A 19,085-nucleotide genomic window follows, 5' to 3' on the forward strand; every position below is an offset into this window, starting at 1 on the left:
AAAAAAGACGAGTAGGCATTTTAAAACATGTTGCAGGGATATTAAGACGCAAAGGCACCCACAGCAGATAAATAAGCTTATGACGTATGGTAAGGAAGAAGCCTTACTCTGAGCCTAGTTATAAGTGAATACAAATGGATATTGATAGGCAGGTATTATTTCTTTAAAAACAAAAAAGCCCGGCATAGAGCCGAGCTTTTGGTACACAGTTTCCAGAATAACTCTGAAAAGCAGAATTTCCAATAAGAGGAAATTAACGCTTAGAGAACTGTGGACGACGACGTGCTTTACGTAGACCAACTTTCTTACGTTCAACGCAACGAGCGTCACGAGTAACGTAGCCAGCTGCGCGTAGAGCAGGACGTAGAGACTCATCGTATTCCATAAGCGCGCGAGTGATACCGTGACGGATAGCACCAGCTTGACCAGAAATACCGCCGCCTTTAACTGTTACGTAAAGGTCTAGCTTTTCAGTTAGTTCAACAAGTTCTAGAGGTTGTTGTACAACCATGCGAGCTGTTGGACGACCGAAGTATTCGTCAAGGTTACGCTTGTTTACTACAATGTTGCCGCTGCCTGGTTTAATAAAAACACGTGCAGCTGAGCTTTTGCGACGGCCAGTGCCGTAGTATTGATTCTCTGCCATTTTCGAAATCCCCAATTAGATGTCTAGTACTTGTGGTTGTTGAGCAACATGGTTGTGCTCAGCGCCTGCGTAAACTTTAAGCTTACGGTACATAGCACGGCCTAGAGGACCACGTGGAAGCATGCCTTTAACTGCAAGCTCAAGAACCATCTCAGGTTTACGATCGATCAACTTTTCAAAAGTGATAGATTTTAGACCACCTGGGAACTCAGAGTGACGGTAGTACACTTTGTTCTTAGCTTTGTTACCAGTTACAGCAACTTTCTCAGCGTTGATAACGATGATGTAGTCACCAGCGTCAACGTGAGGAGTGTATTCAGCTTTATGTTTGCCACGTAGGCGAGATGCAATTTCACTTGCTAGACGACCAAGAGTTTTACCTTCAGCGTCTACAACGTACCAGTCGCGTTTTACAGTTTCTGGTTTAGCAACGAAAGTTTTCATGCTAATAATAACCCGTTAATTAAAATTTAAACTTTAAGGAACACCGTTCTGGTGCTCCCACACTGTCTAAGAGCCCAGTCATCACCCCTTCGAGTCGTTGGTACTCTCGACCTTCAATTTCGAAATAACTTCGATAATCCGGTCTGCAGTAACGGTGGGTCGCAGGATTATAGAGAAGAGCGAAGAAAAAATCACCTTTTTTTGCGCCAAATCACTAATTTTTTCTTCACTTTTTAAGAACACACTAGATTTAGGCCAAATGCTCACGCGCGAGGTACTCATGACTTTGCATCTCAGTGAGCCGAGACAAACAGCGCTTAAATTCAAACTCGAGCTGCCCCTCAGTATATAAGTCTTCCATTGGTACTTCAGCAGAAATAATCAACTTCACATTGCGCTCGTAAAACTCATCGACCAGTGCAATAAAACGCCTCGCAGCGTCATCTATTTTTCGGTTCATCTGTTGAACGTCCGCCAATAATACCGTGTGATAAATTCGGGACAGCTCAATGTAGTCATTTTGACTGCGAGCGGTTTGGCATAACTGAGCAAAAGACGCATGCAGAACCCCATCACTCGCTTCAATTACCTCAAGCTGACGGTGATTAACTTCGATTTGATGAGCGACGATCTGACGTTCGCCCGTCAGCTGCTGATAATACTTGTTGAGGTTAATGTTGGCCTGTTCATCAAGTGGATAATGGTATATTTCGGCCTGTTCAAGCGTTCTTAAGCGATAATCAACGCCACTATCAACATTCAACACGTCACAGCGTGCCAAAATCATATCAATTGCAGGCAAAAAGCGCGCTCTTTGTAAGCCATTACGATATAAGTTCTGCGGTTCGATGTTTGAAGTCGCGACTAGGATCATCTGCCGCTTGAACATCTCTTGGAGTAACGTTGCAAGGATCATCGCATCCGTAATGTCAGAGACAAAAAATTCATCAAAGCAAACCACATCCGCTTCTTCTTTGAATTTATCCGCTACTTTTGCTAGCGGATTTTCGACATCACCTAACAGCTTCAACTCATCATGTACTCGATACATGAAGCGGTGAAAGTGTACGCGCATTTTTCTTTGGGTTGGTAAAGCATCAAAAAACGCATCCATGAGGTACGTTTTACCGCGTCCGACTCCTCCCCAAAAGTAAAGACCTTTTGGGGGCTCAGGCATGTCGATTTTTTTTCCCATGAGCTTTTGCCATTTGGAAAGCTGGGGCACAGGAGCTGACTGAAATTCAACGATAGCATGGTAAAGCTTATCTAATGCAACGACCGCTTGATACTGAGCTTCATCACGCTGAAACCCGTGTTCTGCTATGTCTTTTTGATATTGTTGTAGTGGTGTCATCGTATTAAGTCGTATAGAGGTACTGGGAAAAGGGTTACCTCGGGGTCAACTTTGAGAATAGAGAGAAGTAGTTATCAGTCCCCGAAGACATACTGCTATTTTTCTTTATCGGCTGTTCAAGCCATAGTAACATGGACTAGCACCGCGTGTAACTAAGTAGTAAAAGACTTGTTAAAACAACTATAAGGAGCAGTTATGCCTTGGATTTATGCCATTGTGGGTTTGCTGGTCGGTACAATCGTAGGCGTAGTCATTAGTAGACTAACCACCCCTGAATACAAGAAACAAAAGTCTGTGCAGAAAGAACTTGAAGCGGCCAAGTTTGAACTAGAGCAACAACGTCAAGAGCTCGTCGATCATTTTGCACAAACCGCAGAAATGTTGGATACACTAGGTAAAGATTACACCAAGCTGTACCAACATATGGCTAAGACCTCTTCTGAGCTTTTGCCAAACTTGCCAGAGCAAGACAACCCGTTTGATAAGAAAACGGCAATGTCTTCTGAAGCTATTGCAGAAGATCAACCAGAGTTTAACGAACAGCCAAAAGACTACGCCAATGGCGCAACGGGTCTTTTAAAGGATCAAGAGAAAGAAATCATTAATGCTCCCGAAGCGGTAACCGCAAAAGCATCATAATCTTCTCTTACCTCTACCTACTAGGGCCGATACATTTGTATCGGCCCTTTTTTGAACTTTTTCTCCTTACCTTTGCTCTAACTTGGATGTGAACTGCCTCCCCCTTTGATTATCCGAACTAGGCCCTATATTAGTTATTAACAAAGTGAACTAGCCGTTCGGATATTTCTTTTTGGCAGACATGTTTCAAGAGGAGTTATTGGATGAAAAAACCACTGCTTGCGCTCACCGTTCTATCTCTGAGTTTGGGCTCTATTATTGCGCCAGTTCAAGCCACCGCCGCATTACCTTTAAATGTGGATGGCCAACAGTTACCTAGCTTGGCGCCCATGCTTGAGAAAGTAACCCCTGCTGTTGTGAGTATTGCTGTAGAAGGCAAACAAGTACAAACCAGCCGTATTCCCGAACAATTTCAATTCTTCTTTGGACCGGACTTTCCGATGGAGCAAAGGCGCGAGCGCCCGTTCAGAGGTTTAGGTTCTGGTGTCATTATTGATGCGAAAAAAGGGCATATCGTCACTAACTACCACGTAATCAAGGGCGCGGAAGAGATTCGAGTTCGCCTCTATGATGGTCGCGAGTATGACGCTACGCTCGTTGGCGGAGATGAGATGGCCGATGTTGCGTTGCTTAAATTAGAAAAAGCGAAAAACTTAACGCAAATTAAAGTCGCAGATTCCGATAAACTTCGCGTAGGTGACTTTACGGTTGCGATTGGTAACCCATTCGGACTTGGTCAAACCGTGACGTCGGGCATCGTCTCAGCGTTAGGCCGTAGTGGCTTAAACGTTGAAAACTTCGAAAACTTCATCCAAACCGATGCCGCAATTAACAGCGGTAACTCTGGTGGTGCATTGGTCAACCTTAATGGTGAGCTGATCGGTATTAATACTGCGATTTTAGGCCCTAACGGCGGTAACGTGGGGATTGGCTTTGCGATTCCGTCCAACATGATGAAAAACCTCACCGAGCAAATTCTAGAGTTTGGTGAAGTCAAACGCGGCATGTTGGGTGTACAGGGCGGTGAAGTAACCTCTGAGCTGGCTGATGCATTAGGTTACGAGTCAAGTAAAGGGGCCTTTATTGGTCAAGTCGTACCAGACAGCGCAGCCGATAAAGCTGGATTGAAAGCCGGTGATGTAATTGTATCGGTAAACGGCAAAGCGATTAATACTTTCTCAGAGCTCCGCGCAAAAGTGGCAACGCTGGGCGCAGGAAAAGAAATCACATTAGGTGTGGTTCGAGATGGTAAGAATAAAACCTTTGATGTAACGCTTGGCGAATCTACAAATATGAAAGCCAAAGCCGAAACATTACACGAAGGGCTCAAGGGTGCGGAATTAAGCAATACGACACCAAGTGATGCAATTCAAGGCGTTAAAGTATCGAGCGTTGCAGATAACTCTCCGGCCGCTCAATATCAATTACAACAAGGAGACATCATTATCGGTGTGAACCGCCAGCGCGTGAAAAACCTTGCTGAGCTTCGTGCAATCGTGGATAAACACAAAGGCGTATTGGCTCTGAATATTCAGCGTGGCGAACGTACTATTTATCTTGTTATTCGTTAGTCACTTTCAAAGTGATAGGAAATAAGGTTTTCGATGCATAGCACCGAGTAATAAGCCTCGAATACTTTTCCTTATCGCTCAATAGCTAATGAAAAGGGCAGCACGATTCCGTGCTGCCCTTTTGTTATTTTTCAATGTAATGCTATTCTTCATCTTCTATGCCATTTTGGCGCTCATGCATGGAGAGGATATGCTCAGCTTTTTATTACGTTCTGTCTTTTTAGGCTTGGCTACTGCCGCAGTGGTATTACTGGCGGTGCCATCTTTGCGCCACAACGTAATTCCTGCCGCGCTAGATCCGCAACCTGTTAATATCGCGTCCGTTGAGTTGACATTTAATCAGGCGGTGCGAAGAGCAGCACCTGCCGTAGTAAACATCTACAGCCGTAAATATGTTGAAAATGATCGCAGTAAACTCTCGACTCAAGGTCTGGGTTCAGGTGTTATTGTCAGTGAGAAAGGCTACATCATTACCAACTACCATGTGGTTGCTCAAGCAGACCAAATTGTTGTCGCATTACAAGACGGTAGAGCCGCGGCAGCTCAGCTAGTTGGCACGGATAAACGCACAGACATTGCCGTACTTCGTGTCGAAGGTTCGAATTTACCTGTTATTCCTCTTAACTCTAATTACAAACCACAAGTTGGTGATGTGGTCCTAGCCATCGGTAACCCATACAACCTTGGGCAAACCACAACGTTCGGTATTATTTCAGCAACAGGACGCTCATCTATTAGCGACGGTCGCCAAGCATTTATTCAAACCGATGCCGCCATCAATGAGGGGAACTCTGGTGGCGCCCTAGTGAATACTCAAGGTGAGCTCGTCGGCATCAATACCGCCTCTTTCCAGCAAGCGACCGATTTAGAAACTTACGGTATTTCCTTTGCGATCCCTGCGCCACTAGCCAGCAAGATCATGCAGAAAATCATCGCTGATGGTCGCGTGATTCGTGGCTATATTGGTATCGACGGCCAAGACATTAATGCGGTCACTGCTCGCCTACTTGGAAATGAACACATAGGTGGTATTGTCGTGCTTGGTATTGATCCAAATGGTCCAGCCAATGCAGCAGGCTTCCAAAAGCAGGACATCATTATCAGTATTGATGGCAATAAAGTGCAAGGGCGTCAGAGCGTCATGGATATCGTCACCGATTTACGTCCTGGCACCACCGTGGACGTCGGCATCATTCGTAAAGGAAAAGAGATGAGCTTGAAAGTCACCATTGCCGAAGACAAGCAAGAAGCATAAAAAATCCCAGCCAWTGGCTGGGATTTTTTATTTGTGCGTTACTCGCTATCGCTCGGTGCTTCCGTCGTATCGGAATCATCCAGCTCAACTTCAATGCGAGTGACTCGCTGCAAACCTCTTGGTAATAACCCACCTCGGCGACCACGTTCGCCACGGAAGTTATCAAGGTCAGACGGTTTAAGACCCAACTTTCGCTTACCCGCGTACAGCGTTAACGATGCACCTTTTGGTAAAGACATTAAGTGAGATAGTACTTCTTCTCGCTCTTTTGCTTTAGCAGCAGGAATGTTGATGATCTTATTCCCTTTACCTTTCGCCAGTTGTGGCAGGTCTTTGATTGGGAACAGCAGCATGCGACCTTGGTTAGTAATTGCTAAGATTTCATCAGAATCTAAATCTTCAATCGCTTTTGGCGTCATGACCTCAGAGTTAGCCGGCAAAGTGACCAGCGCTTTACCACTGCGGTTTTTAGACAGCAAGTCAGCGCCTTTACATACAAAGCCGTAACCTGCATCAGAGCCCACCAGCCACAGCTGATCTTCTTCACTCATGATCACTTGGCGAATACTGCTACCAGCCGTAATATTCAAACGACCGGTAATCGGCTCACCTTGACTACGAGCAGAAGGCAGTGAGTGCGATTCCAGAGAGTAACTTCGACCGTCACTACCTAGGAATACCGCTGGCTGATTACTCTTACCTCGAGCATGCGCTAAATACTTATCACCCGACTTATAGTTCAAGCCTTCTGCATCCACGTCATGGCCTTTCGCGTGACGAATCCAACCTTTCTCAGAAAGCACAACCGTGATTGGTTCGCTTGGAACAAGATCACGTTCAGTAAGCGCTTTTGCCTCTGCACGCTCAACCAATGGAGATCGACGGTCATCACCGTATTTCTCAGCATCCGCTTTGATTTCTTTTTTCAGTAGTGTGTTTAGACGACGCTCAGAACCGAGTAGCTGTTCTAGCTTCTCACGCTCTTTCTCTAGCTCGTCTTGCTCACCACGGATCTTCATCTCTTCTAGTTTGGCTAGGTGACGAAGTTTGGTGTCTAGAATCGCATCCGCTTGGATATCGGTAATACCAAAACGTGCCATCAATACCGCTTTAGGATCATCTTCAGTACGGATGATCTCAATCACTTCATCTAGGTTTAGGTAAGCAACCAGCAAACCTTCCAAAATGTGTAAGCGAGCCATGACTTTATCTAGGCGGTGTTGTAGACGGCGACGTACGGTCGTGCGACGGAACTCAATCCACTCTGACAGAATTTGCACCAGACCTTTAACTTGAGGACGATTATCCAAACCAATCATGTTCAAGTTAACGCGGTAGCTGCGCTCAAGATCCGTTGATGCGAACAAGTGGTTCATCAACAAATCACAATCAACTCGGTTTGACTTAGGTACCACAACGATACGCGTTGGGTTCTCGTGATCCGACTCGTCACGAAGATCGTCAACCATTGGCAGCTTCTTCGCTCGCATCTGGTTAGCGATTTGCTCAAGCAGTTTTGCACCCGATACTTGGTGTGGCAGAGAGGTGATAACGATATCAGAACCTTCTTTGTGCCACACCGCGCGCATCTTGATGCTGCCGCGACCGTTGCGGTAAATCTTCTCAATATCCGCTTGCGGCGAGATGATTTCTGCTTCTGTTGGGTAATCCGGACCTTTAACATATTGCATCACGTCCGGCAGTTCTGCTTTCGGGTTGTCGATCAAATGAATAGTCGCATCTGCGATTTCACGAACGTTATGCGGTGGGATATCTGTTGCCATACCAACCGCAATACCGGTTACACCGTTAAGCAGGATATGAGGCAGACGTGCTGGCAACATTTGTGGCTCTTTCATTGTGCCATCAAAGTTAGGTTGCCATTCAACCGTACCCTGGCCCAGTTCGCCTAGCAATACTTCAGCAAACTTAGACAGTTTTGCTTCGGTATAACGCATTGCCGCGAATGATTTCGGGTCATCTGGCGCACCCCAGTTACCTTGGCCATCCACTAATGGATAGCGGTAAGAGAATGGCTGAGCCATCAATACCATCGCTTCGTAACACGCTGAATCACCGTGCGGATGGTATTTACCTAGCACGTCACCAACGGTACGTGCAGATTTTTTGTATTTTGCTGATGCAGAGAGACCAAGCTCTGACATCGCATAAATGATGCGTCGTTGAACCGGCTTTAAGCCATCACCAATGTATGGCAAGGCGCGGTCCATGATAACGTACATCGAGTAGTTCAGATAAGCGTCTTCAGTGAACTTGCGCATTGGCAATTGTTCGACGCCATCGTAGGTAATTTCTGTAGACATCCGTTACACCTCTGCCAAGTCGCCGTTGTTTTGTAGCCAAGAACGACGGTCATCTGCACGCTTTTTACCTAGCAGCATGTCCATCATTTCCATGGTCGCCGTAGAGTCGTCAATGGTTAACTGCACTAAGCGACGCGTGTTCGGATCCATGGTGGTTTCACGCAACTGAAGTGGGTTCATCTCACCCAGACCTTTGAATCGTTGCACGTTGATTTTGGCTTTCTTCTTCGACAAGCGCTCTAAGATGCCATCTTTTTCATCGTCATCGAGGGCGTAGAACACTTCTTTCCCGCAATCGATTCGATACAGAGGTGGCATCGCCACATAGATATGACCCGCTTCCACTAGTGCGCGGAAGTGACGAGTAAATAGAGCACAAAGCAGCGTTGCGATGTGAAGACCATCCGAGTCCGCATCGGCAAGGATACAGATCTTACCGTAGCGCAACCCCTCAAGGTTATCGCTGTCAGGATCAATCCCCAAAGCCACTGAGATATCGTGTACTTCTTGAGACGCAAGAACTTGATCGGCAGAGACTTCCCACGTGTTCAAGATCTTACCACGCAGTGGCATCACGGCTTGGAATTCACGGTCACGTGCCTGTTTTGCCGAGCCACCCGCAGAGTCCCCCTCCACAAAGAAGATTTCAGTGCGACTTAAGTCCTGTGCTGAACAGTCGGTCAACTTGCCTGGCAGTGCCGGGCCGGACGCCACTTTCTTACGTACGACTTTTTTCGCTGCACGCATACGACGGTGCGCGTTAGCGATACAGACTTCTGCCAATTGCTCTGCTAGCTGAGGCTTTTCGTTCAACCAAAGACTGAACGCATCTTTGACTACGCCAGAGACAAATGCCGCGGTTTGACGAGAAGACAGACGTTCTTTGGTCTGGCCTGCAAATTGCGGATCTTGAATTTTAACCGACAACACGTAAGAACAGCGGTCGAAAACGTCATCACCCGTTAGCTTCACGCCACGAGGTAATAGATTACGGAACTCACAGAATTCGCGCATCGCTTCTAACAAGCCTTGGCGTAGACCATTAACGTGCGTACCACCTTGAGCGGTTGGGATCAGGTTAACGTAGCTTTCGGTGATCATCTCACCACCTTCTGGCTGCCAAATTACCGCCCAGTTTGCCGCTTCGGTATCCGCCAAGAACTCACCAGTAAATGGTTCTTCAGGAATAACTGGGTAGCCTTTTACGCCTTCCGCAAGATAGTCTTTAAGACCGTCTTCGTAGTACCACTTATAGTCTTTACCATTAACTTTGTCGGTTAATGTAATCTCTAGACCCGGGCACAAAACCGCTTTTGCGCGCAGGTTGTTGACTAGGCGCGTAACAGAGAAGTTAGCCGAATCGAAGTACTTCGCATCAGGCCAGAAATGCACGCTGGTACCGCGATTGCGACGACCACATGTGCCGGTTACGGTCAGGTCAGAGACTTTATCACCGTGCTCAAATGCAATTTCATACACTTGACCATCACGACGAACGGTTACTTCAACGCGTTTTGACAACGCGTTTACTACCGAAATACCTACCCCGTGCAAACCACCAGAGAATTGGTAGTTTTTGTTAGAGAACTTACCACCTGCGTGCAGCTTGCATAGGATTAACTCTACGCCTGACACTTTCTCTTCTGGGTGGATATCAACAGGCATGCCTCGACCATCATCGATCACTTCTAGTGATTGGTCGGCATGTAGGATGACTTGTACTTTTGAGGCATGTCCGGCTAGCGCTTCATCGACACTGTTGTCGATAACTTCTTGGCCCAAATGGTTTGGGCGCGCTGTATCCGTATACATCCCTGGTCGGCGACGTACTGGCTCTAAGCCATTCAGTACTTCAATGGCACCAGCATTATATTGTTCAGTCATAATACGGAATTATTCTCAAAGTTTACTTGTTGCCTGAATATCACCAATGGGTGAACCCATACTCAGGAAACGAAAAAGCCACCCTGTTCACATCACTAAGTGCTTGTAAACATGATGCATAACAAAGTAGCCAGGGTCCTCGACCCTTAAGATCTTTTGGCAAAACATAGTCGGAAAGCATACCGCCCATGTCAAGAAACGGTTGGATATATCAATAAAAACTATGAGCCTTTTCCAATCGCTTTCGAATTACAGTTCTAGAAATTCGATAATCTGTGCAGGATAACGCTCAAAGCCTACAAAACTGTGATCACCGCCTTGTTCTACTGTTTGCTTAGCGTCTGCAAACTTATCTACCGCTTGTCGATAGTCTAAAACCTCATCTTCTGTCTGCTGTAACAACCAGAAAGAATGTGGCGACGCGATGCTTTGTACATCAAGAGCTTTTAACTCGTCAATATGACAAGCTTCAAGTGTATAGGTTTCGTGCGTATAAGGGTTAGTTTGCTCACCCAAATAATCTACTAACAACTCATAGGGCTTAACCGCGGGGTTGACCACAACCGCTTTAAATCCAAACTTGTCATTTAGCCACATTGACATAAAGCCGCCTAATGAGCTGCCCACCAGACCAATGTTATAGTCGTCTTTATATTGCTCGATGATATCCAACAACATTTTCGCCGCTTGTTGAGGATAACAAGGTAACTGGGGAACAATCACTTTGATATCAGGACGATGCTGCTCGCAGTATGCTCTCATCACATTGGCTTTCATTGAGAGTGGGGAGCTGTTAAAACCATGGATATACAGAAGAAGTGAAGGTTTACTCATAGATATCTCGCACAAAAAAGCGAGCCCGAACATAGAGCTCGGGCGCGTTAGTATCCGTTAGAAGAGAAGTCTGGTTGGAACTGGCCGTCAGGAAGTCGACCCACTTGGGTCGTAATCTCACCACAAGCGTGCAACTGCAGTTCACGCCAACCAGGCGAAGTCGTATCGAGGGCAAAATCATCCGAGTTGGGCTTAAACTGAACACACGTCGAGGGTGTTGCCATCACTCGAATACCATTATGAAGCACATTCATGTCTTGATGAACATGACCACAGAGAATGCCCTTCACGTTATCAAAACGATCGACAACTTGCCAGAACGCTTCGGCATCTTTTAAGGTATGTTGATCAAGCCAGGCGCTTCCCACCAATAATGGATGGTGATGCAGCAACACAAGTGTGTGCCTTTCTGGGTGTTCTGCTAACTTTTCTTCGAGTAACGCTAACTGCTGATCACTCAAGCGTCCGTGGGGAACGCCAACAACTTGCGAGTCTAAAAGAACCAACTGCCAATGCGCGCCAAGCAATACATGCTCTGCCGCTTTGATTTGTTGCGAAGGTAATACACTGCCCATATTGGGCTTGTAGTCATGATTACCAGGCAGCCAAAAGCAGTCTTTCTCTAGCGGTTCAATGCCTTCGGCAAAGCGCTGGTAAGATTCTGCACTATGGTCTTGGGAAATATCCCCTGTCGCCAAGATGTAATCAAACGTCACGTTGCGGCGTAAAACATCAGCAACAACAGCGTTAAAGCTATCGGCCGTTTTTACGCTCAGCAAACTTCCCTCATCGGCAGCAAACAGATGAGTATCCGTAATTTGTAAAAGTTTGATGCTGTCACTAGATGATTGCAAAATGAAAACCTGATTCGTCCACTATATCGTTATTTGTTATTTTCCTTTCGTGACGTGACGATCAATTGAAGGCAAGTGGTGTTCTACTGATACCACTTCGTAAACAAAACGTCAGCCATTCACCGAGGAATGTGTTTAGTTGATGCTTTTCATCTTTCTGCATCAGTTGGTCGTTGGGATAATCATACTTAGCTTTTATGCGAGAGAACTCTCCGCTTGAGCATACTTCGGCTACTCTCGCATCGTGATAAAGCCTGACAGACATCGTCGGTAAAGGAAACACTGGCGTTTCATCACTCTGACATATCTCAACAACTGTGGTGTATTTTGTGATTTCATTCACGGTCAGTTGGTAAACCATGTTCGCCGCTTGATAGCAGCGTACATCCCCAACTTCGGCAGAAGCAGGCAATAAGGCGTTCAATTTAGCGTAGTTGGTCTCATAGGTTCTCATTAGACCCGCTAAATCAACATGATACCTCTGTTTTTCAGCCACTTGTGCCATTACTTACTCTCCACCATTTGGGGTTGCCCCCACTGTGACTTCAACTCTCGATGGTTTAATTGCAACCATTGCAACGCAATAATCGACGCACCATTTTCAAATTTTCCGTCTTTCACCCATTGATATGCTTGCTCACGACTCAAAACATGTACGCGAATATCTTCATTCTCATAGTCTAAACCATGAATGCCGTGCGCTTTAGATGCGTCCACTTCACCAACAAATACGTCCAACTTTTCCGAGCAACCGCCAGCAGAAGGATAATAAGAGGTGACTGGCGCAACACGCCCCACTTGTATCCCCGCCTCTTCGACAGCTTCTCGGCGAATGACGGCTTCAGCTGATTCATCACGGTCAATCATACCCGCGACAATCTCTAGCTGCCATGGGTGTTGATGCTCTAAGGCTCCTACTCGAATCTGTTCAATGATAACCACTTGATCCGTATTTGGATCATAAGGAAGCATCGCTGCAGCATGACCACGCTCGAACATTTCTCGTTCGACAACCTCGCTCCAACCTCCAGCAAATAGCTTATGCTGAAAGCGATATTTCACCATTTTGAAAAAGCCTTCAAATAAGGTTTCTTTCGAGATGACTTTTACATCTTGCGAAGTAAAATCCTTTTGTTGTTTGTCACACTGTTGCATTCGACACCTCTCTGAGTGAATCTTGTAGTTTACTCATTGTTATTCGCTTGCTCAAAGGACTTGGCTCAACTTTTTGTACAATAGTTACAAATTAATTTAAGTCTTTGGTGAAAATTTATTGCACAACTGGATAATTACGTGTAAAAAAGTGCAAACTTTAGAGTAAATATCGTGCAAATTGAGTTAAACTACTGAGAATTAACCAATCTATTGACCGCGGGAATAGAAAATGAAAAAATTGCTTCCACTATTTATCAGTGCAGCGCTAGGTAGCATGAGTACGTCTGCGTTCGCAGACTCTTTGGCTGAAATCTACGACTTAGCAAAACAAAATGATCCACAATTGCTCAGTGTAGCAGCACAACGTGACCAAGCTTTCGAAGCAATCACCTCAAGCCGTAGTGCTCTATTACCACAAATTAACCTAACAGCAGGTTACAACTTAACTCGTGGCGATACTGAATACGACTCAAATCTAGTCAATGACGTATCAAACGATGCCAACGCTCTAACCGCTGGTGTTAGCTTTTCACAAGCACTTTACAACCGCGCATCTTGGATCTCGCTAGATACCGCTGAGAAAAGTGCTCGTCAAGCAGACGCAACTTACGCTGCGACTCAACAAGCACTAATTCTTCGTGTTTCACAAGCGTATTTTGAAGTTCTACGCGCACAAGACAACCTTGTCTTCGTCCGTGCAGAAAAAGCCGCAGTGGGTCGTCAACTAGAGCAAACAAAACAGCGTTTTGAAGTAGGTTTATCTGCGATCACTGACGTACACGACGCGCAAGCTCAGTACGACCAAGTACTGGCGGATGAGGTGTTAGCAGAAAACGCACTGACTAACAGCTACGAGTCATTACGTGAAATCACCGGTCAAGAGCACAAAGATCTCAACATCTTGGACACTCGCCGCTTCACTGCTAGTCCATCGACCGTGCCTGCTGAATCACTAATTGACGAAGCAAAAACCAAAAACCTGACCTTGCTATCTTCACGTATTCTTCAAGATATCGCACGTGACAATATTTCACTAGCAAGTTCTGGTCATCTACCAACGCTGTCTCTAGACGGTGGTTACAACTACGGTGATACGTCTCATAGCTCTCGTGACAACACCACAGACAACTTCAATATCGGTGTGAACCTTGCGGTGCCGCTATACACAGGTGGTAACGTCACCTCTCAAACCAAACAGGCTGAATACGCGTACGTGGCTGCAAGTGAAGATCTTGAAGCACAATACCGTAGCGTAGTAAAAGATGTTCGCGCACAAAACAACAACATTAACGCCTCTATCGGCGCACTACGTGCTTATGAGCAAGCCGTTATTTCTGCGCGCTCTGCACTAGAAGCAACAGAAGCAGGTTTTGATGTGGGTACTCGTACTATCGTTGACGTGCTAGACGCAACTCGTCGTCTATACGATGCGAATAAAAACCTATCGAACGCTCGTTACGACTACATCTTAAGTGTTCTTCAGCTACGCCAAGCCGTTGGTACGCTAAGCGAACAAGACATCTTAGACGTTGATGCAGGTTTGAAAGCAGCAAAATAATTGCTGACTGAATACTTCAGTTCTCAATAAATAAAAACGCCAGTTGATTTATCAGCTGGCGTTTTTTATTGCTTGCCGTTAAGAGACGAAAAGTATCTCAGAACATCAAGTATCAAAAAGGCCGCACTTGGCGACCTTTTACAAACAAATAGCGTTTCAATGCCAACAAGTCGTAGGCTTAGCCCTTACCGCCTTTGATTGCATTGATGATTTCACTGGTTGAGCACCCATCCTCAAAGTTCAATACACGAACTTCGCCACCTGCAGCAATGACTTCTTTACCACCAGCAATTTCTTCTGGTTTGTAGTCACCACCTTTTACTAGCAAGCTTGGCAGAACTTCCGAGATCAAACGTTGCGGCGTATCTTCACTAAATGGTACTACCCAATCCACAGCGCCCAAACCTGCCAATACCGCCATGCGGCGATCGGTTGGGTTCACAGGACGACCAGGCCCTTTAAGACGCTTCACTGATTCATCGGTATTCACCGCAACAATCAGGCGATCACCAAGTTCAGCAGCATGGTTTAAGTAAGACACATGCCCAGCGTGAAGAATATCAAAGCAGCCGTTTGTCATAACGACTTTCTCGCCACGTGCACGGGCTTTTTTCACTGCTTCAATCAGCGCTTTTTCTGAAATCACACCGTAATCCGTGTCTTGGCTGCCATGTACCGCTTCTGCCAGTTCAATTTCAGACAAGGTCGAGGTACCAAGCTTGCCAACAACAACGCCTGCCGCCGCATTCGCTAGTGCACACGCTTCTTCGAAGGATTTACCCGCCGCAACTGAAGCTGCAAGTACAGAAATCACCGTGTCACCAGCACCTGTCACGTCGTACACTTCTTTCGCTTGAGTCGGAAGGTGGAATGGCTCCTGACCACGGCGGATCAACGTCATGCCGTTTTCACTACGCGTAACCAGTAGCGCTTCAAAATCAAACTCTTCAACAAGCTGAAGTGCTTTTTCAACCAGCTCTTGGTCTGATTTTACTTTGCCAACGACATCTTCAAACTCTTTCATGTTTGGTGTTAAGAGTGTCGCGCCGCGGTAGCGTTCAAAATCCGCACCTTTAGGGTCAATGAAAACTGGAATGTTTGCTGCGCGCGCTTTTTGGATGTATGCCTGAACATGCTCTAACGAGCCTTTTGCGTAGTCAGACATAATCACGGCTTTAACGTTTGGCAGAGCGGCATCCATACGCGATAGCACAGGTGCAGAATCCGTGTTTTCAAACTTATCTTCGAAGTCGAGACGAATAAGCTGTTGTCCACGGCTCATTACGCGAAGCTTCGTGATCGTTGGGTAATCAGGCAGTGCAACGAAATCGCACTTCACATTGAGTGAGCTCAGCGTCTCCGTCAGCACTTTTGCAGGCTCATCTTCCCCTGTTAGACCAACAATGTGAGCATGGCCACCTAGTGATGCGATGTTCATCGCAACGTTCGCAGCACCACCAGGACGCTCTTCATTGTTTTCTACTTTTACAACAGGAACCGGCGCTTCAGGAGAAATGCGTCCGGTTGGGCCATACCAGTAACGATCTAGCATGACATCACCGATGATGAGCACACCAGCGCTGTTGTAATCAGGTAGAATTGGTTTCATTATTGGTCTCCAAAAATTAAATCGAAGTGAGTTTATCACAGCCCTTATCGAGGCTAAATATATGGTCTTAACTGAACCACTGATTCCAAGCCTGTTTTACCCACTCCCTTTCGGCAACAAACTTATCTTCCACCACATCAGCATCTAAATTGAGTAGATTTCTTCGGTGTATTTCGTTTCGCATTGTCGTGTAGGCACGTATCAACTGCATTGCCTGGTCTTCGTCCATGACATTTTGTGCAATGAGCGTTTCAAAGATGCGCACATTATCACACCAACGCGTTAATTTCGGCTTATCGTGACTATAGTTGAGCACTAAGTACTGAGCGAAAAATTCGATATCGGTAATCCCTCCCACATCTTGCTTGAGCATAAAACGGCCGGGCTTTTTCCCCCCAAGATGACCGCGCATTTTCTCTCTCATTTCGACAACGGCTTTTTTCAGTTCCGCCCGATCGCGCGCTTTGCACAACACATCATGTCGCGTATTGTGAAATGCAATGGCAAGGGGTTCATCGCCGTAAATCAAGCGCGCGCGCACAAGTGCTTGATGCTCCCATGTCCAGGCTTCTTGATGCTGATAATCTTCAAACGCATCGGTTGGGCTAACCAACAAACCTGACGCGCCAGATGGGCGCAAGCGGGTATCGACTTCGTACAAAATGCCGGAAGCGGTGCGAGTCGAGAAAATATGGATGATGCGCTGCGCTAGGCGAAGGTAGAACTGACGACCGTCGATTTCCTTTTTGCCATCTGTATAGACATTGACTGGGCAGTCATGCATGAAGACGATATCCAAGTCGGAGTTATAGCCGAGTTCCCAACCACCGACTTTGCCATAGCCAATGACGGCAAAACCCTTGCCTTCACGATCTTTTACATGCGTTGGCTCGCCGTATTTTTCGGACACTTGCAACCAAGCCTGACTGACCACCGCATCAACGATAGCTTCCGCCAAATAGGTTAAGTGATCACTCACTTTCATCACCGGCAATGCACCAGCAATATCCGCCGCCGCAATACGTAAAATGCAGATTTGCTTAAACTGGCGCAACGCTTCCATTTGCTGCTCCATATCATCTTCTGGAATACGGGCCAGATAATCACGCAGCTCTGTACGGTAACTGTCTAATGGGATTGGATTGTACAACTGTGCAGGGTCGATCAACTCATCGAGTAAGATCGGATACCGAGATAGCTGCTCTGAAATCATTGGGCTTGCGGTACACAAACGCACGAGCTGTACTAGAGCCGCTGGATGCTCATCCAATAACTCCAGATAAGTCGTACGAGTGCAGATATTGTGCAGTAAATGCAGCACTCGCGGTAAACCAAACTGTGCATCAGGGTGGGCAAACACCGCATCAAACACCTTCGGCATCAAACGGTTTAACACTTCGCGTCCACGCGGTCCTAACGTTTTTTTAGCCAGATCGGTTTTAAAGTTGATGATGGTTTTCGCGCATGAAGCAAAGTCTTCAACCTGAATATCCTGCTGCAAGATATGTTCAAGCACATCTTGTTTGTTCGCCATATCCCATAACTCATGAAAATGACGAGCAACCGTAGCACCCTCGTCTTCTTCATCATCACCAATTAACGACTCAAATACTTGATGGACATTCGCCATGTGCTGCTGAGTTTGCTCAATCAGTTGGTCCCAAGAGGTCATTTGCATCGCGGTGACGAGCTTTAAGCGTTCGGTTTCGCAATCAGGCAGCGTCTGGGTTTGCTTGTCCGCCATCGCTTGCAACAAGTTTTCTAATTGACGCAAATACTTGTATGCGGCTTCTAGACTGCTGACTTCTTGCGAAGTGAGTAACGCCAGCTCTTCAATGCCTTGCAGCGTTTCCAACAACCCTCGATTACGAAGAGAAGGCTCGCGCCCCCCTCGAATTAATTGAAAAACTTGGGCGATAAATTCAATTTCTCGGATGCCACCTGCGCCTAACTTGATGTTGTTGTTCAAACCTCGGCGGCGAACCTCACTACTGATCATCGATTTCATCCGACGCAAAGACTGAATCGCACTGAAATCAATATAGCGACGAAAAACAAAAGGACGCAGCATTTGGCGTAGCTCTTGGTATTGCGGGTACATTTCGCACCCCATCACTCGAGCTTTGATCATCGCGTAACGCTCCCAGTCACGTCCCTGTTCTTGATAATAATCTTCAAGCGCAGCATAGCTCATGACTAATGGACCACTCTCACCAAACGGACGCAGTCGCATGTCGACACGGTAACAAAAACCATCGAAGGTTTGTTGATCGAGCGCTTTGATGATGCGTTGACCAAGGCGAGTAAAGAACTGGGCATTGGCAATACTGCGGCGCGCGCCTTGTGTCTCACCGTTTTCTGGATACGTGAAAATCAGATCGATATCGGAAGAAAAGTTTAACTCGCCGCCACCCAGTTTCCCCATGCCGATAATCAACATCGGCTGTACTTCACCTTCCTCACTCGTCGGCGTTCCCCACTCCTGACAACACGCTTGATATTGCCATTGATAGGTTTCAAAAATCATCGCTTCAGCCAATTCGGATAAGTGGCTTAAAGACGTTTCTAGCGACCATGCATGCATGAAATCCTTCCACGCAATGTACACCATTTCTCGGTTGCGAAACTGACGCAACACGCGATGACCAGACATCTCATCCGGGCATTGTCCCAGCAGTGCCGCAAGACGTGAACGGTAAGATTCCTGACGACTTGGTTGCGCTAACATGTTTGGCAACTCACGCGCTAGGACTTCATCGCGATGAATGGCTTCGGTAATAAACTGGCTTAAGCCCGCCACATAGCGAAATTGCTGCGCAATCTCATCTGGCCAAAGGGGAAAATAACCTGCCTCTTGAGCATTTTGTACGGCAGATTCAGCGATAGAAATCAGTGGCGAAGGCAGCTGCATTTTTCTTCCTTGTTTGAAAAGCACGGTAACTCATTCTTTATACCAGA

General features: G+C 46.4%; 15 protein-coding genes. 4 read left to right on the forward strand and 11 right to left on the reverse strand.

Going from position 1 to position 19,085, the window contains the following annotated elements:
- Positions 1–253: 253 nt before the first annotated feature.
- The 3 genes from rpsI to zapE form a co-directional block, all read right to left on the reverse strand.
- Positions 254–646: a 30S ribosomal protein S9 gene (gene rpsI / locus R2S67_RS11935; RefSeq protein WP_005372876.1), complete on the reverse strand. Its 393-nt coding sequence runs from the start codon at positions 644–646 to the stop codon at positions 254–256.
- 15 nt (positions 647–661) lie between these two features.
- Positions 662–1,090 carry a 50S ribosomal protein L13 gene (gene rplM, locus R2S67_RS11940; protein WP_012842158.1) on the reverse strand — a complete coding sequence of 143 codons (429 nt, stop codon included), beginning with the start codon at positions 1,088–1,090 and terminating at the stop codon, positions 662–664.
- A gap of 250 nt (positions 1,091–1,340) precedes the next feature.
- Positions 1,341–2,444, reverse strand: coding sequence for a cell division protein ZapE (zapE, locus tag R2S67_RS11945; RefSeq protein ID WP_005395918.1), 1,104 nt, complete (start codon positions 2,442–2,444; stop codon positions 1,341–1,343).
- Positions 2,445–2,639: 195 nt separating this feature from the next.
- Here zapE and zapG point away from each other — a divergent pair, with 195 nt between their 5' ends.
- From zapG to degS, 3 genes are all read left to right on the forward strand, one after another.
- Positions 2,640–3,083 (forward strand): Z-ring associated protein ZapG, encoded by a 444-nt coding sequence (zapG, locus tag R2S67_RS11950; protein WP_005395919.1) that lies wholly within the window; start codon positions 2,640–2,642, stop codon positions 3,081–3,083.
- A 203-nt stretch (positions 3,084–3,286) separates the two neighbouring features.
- Positions 3,287–4,654 (forward strand): Do family serine endopeptidase, encoded by a 1,368-nt coding sequence (locus R2S67_RS11955; RefSeq protein WP_317344438.1) that lies wholly within the window; start codon positions 3,287–3,289, stop codon positions 4,652–4,654.
- A 190-nt stretch (positions 4,655–4,844) separates the two neighbouring features.
- Positions 4,845–5,909, forward strand: coding sequence for an outer membrane-stress sensor serine endopeptidase DegS (degS, locus tag R2S67_RS11960; RefSeq protein WP_046873999.1), 1,065 nt, complete (start codon positions 4,845–4,847; stop codon positions 5,907–5,909).
- Positions 5,910–5,947: 38 nt separating this feature from the next.
- On the opposite strand, the gene parC is transcribed toward degS, so the two are convergent.
- From parC to nudF, 6 genes are all read right to left on the reverse strand, one after another.
- Positions 5,948–8,233 (reverse strand): DNA topoisomerase IV subunit A, encoded by a 2,286-nt coding sequence (parC, locus tag R2S67_RS11965; RefSeq protein WP_006743360.1) that lies wholly within the window; start codon positions 8,231–8,233, stop codon positions 5,948–5,950.
- A 3-nt stretch (positions 8,234–8,236) separates the two neighbouring features.
- Positions 8,237–10,117, reverse strand: coding sequence for a DNA topoisomerase IV subunit B (gene parE, locus R2S67_RS11970; protein WP_006743361.1), 1,881 nt, complete (start codon positions 10,115–10,117; stop codon positions 8,237–8,239).
- Positions 10,118–10,366: 249 nt separating this feature from the next.
- On the reverse strand, positions 10,367–10,951 hold the full coding sequence (yqiA, locus tag R2S67_RS11975; RefSeq protein ID WP_046874000.1) for an esterase YqiA: 585 nt from the start codon (positions 10,949–10,951) through the stop codon (positions 10,367–10,369).
- Between the two features lie 47 nt (positions 10,952–10,998).
- Positions 10,999–11,805, reverse strand: a complete 807-nt coding sequence (gene cpdA, locus R2S67_RS11980) for a 3',5'-cyclic-AMP phosphodiesterase (RefSeq protein WP_005395929.1) — start codon at positions 11,803–11,805, stop codon at positions 10,999–11,001.
- A 61-nt stretch (positions 11,806–11,866) separates the two neighbouring features.
- Positions 11,867–12,310 carry a DUF1249 family protein gene (locus R2S67_RS11985; protein ID WP_005395930.1) on the reverse strand — a complete coding sequence of 148 codons (444 nt, stop codon included), beginning with the start codon at positions 12,308–12,310 and terminating at the stop codon, positions 11,867–11,869.
- Positions 12,310–12,960, reverse strand: coding sequence for an ADP-ribose diphosphatase (gene nudF / locus R2S67_RS11990; protein ID WP_074192032.1), 651 nt, complete (start codon positions 12,958–12,960; stop codon positions 12,310–12,312). The genes R2S67_RS11985 and nudF overlap by 1 nt, the downstream gene beginning before the upstream one ends.
- A 229-nt stretch (positions 12,961–13,189) precedes the next feature.
- Between nudF and tolC the strand changes: the two genes are divergently transcribed.
- Positions 13,190–14,518 (forward strand): outer membrane channel protein TolC, encoded by a 1,329-nt coding sequence (gene tolC, locus R2S67_RS11995; RefSeq protein WP_012842165.1) that lies wholly within the window; start codon positions 13,190–13,192, stop codon positions 14,516–14,518.
- 178 nt (positions 14,519–14,696) lie between these two features.
- Here tolC and hldE read toward each other — a convergent pair whose 3' ends face one another.
- Positions 14,697–16,127, reverse strand: a complete 1,431-nt coding sequence (gene hldE / locus R2S67_RS12000; RefSeq protein WP_012842166.1) for a bifunctional D-glycero-beta-D-manno-heptose-7-phosphate kinase/D-glycero-beta-D-manno-heptose 1-phosphate adenylyltransferase HldE — start codon at positions 16,125–16,127, stop codon at positions 14,697–14,699.
- Positions 16,128–16,194: 67 nt separating this feature from the next.
- Positions 16,195–19,038, reverse strand: a complete 2,844-nt coding sequence (glnE, locus tag R2S67_RS12005) for a bifunctional [glutamate--ammonia ligase]-adenylyl-L-tyrosine phosphorylase/[glutamate--ammonia-ligase] adenylyltransferase (protein WP_317344441.1) — start codon at positions 19,036–19,038, stop codon at positions 16,195–16,197.
- Between the last annotated feature and the right edge of the window lie 47 nt (positions 19,039–19,085).

It is taken from the genome of Vibrio sp. T13N (genome assembly GCF_032970445.1).
Taxonomy (GTDB): Bacteria; Pseudomonadota; Gammaproteobacteria; order Enterobacterales; family Vibrionaceae; genus Vibrio; species Vibrio diabolicus.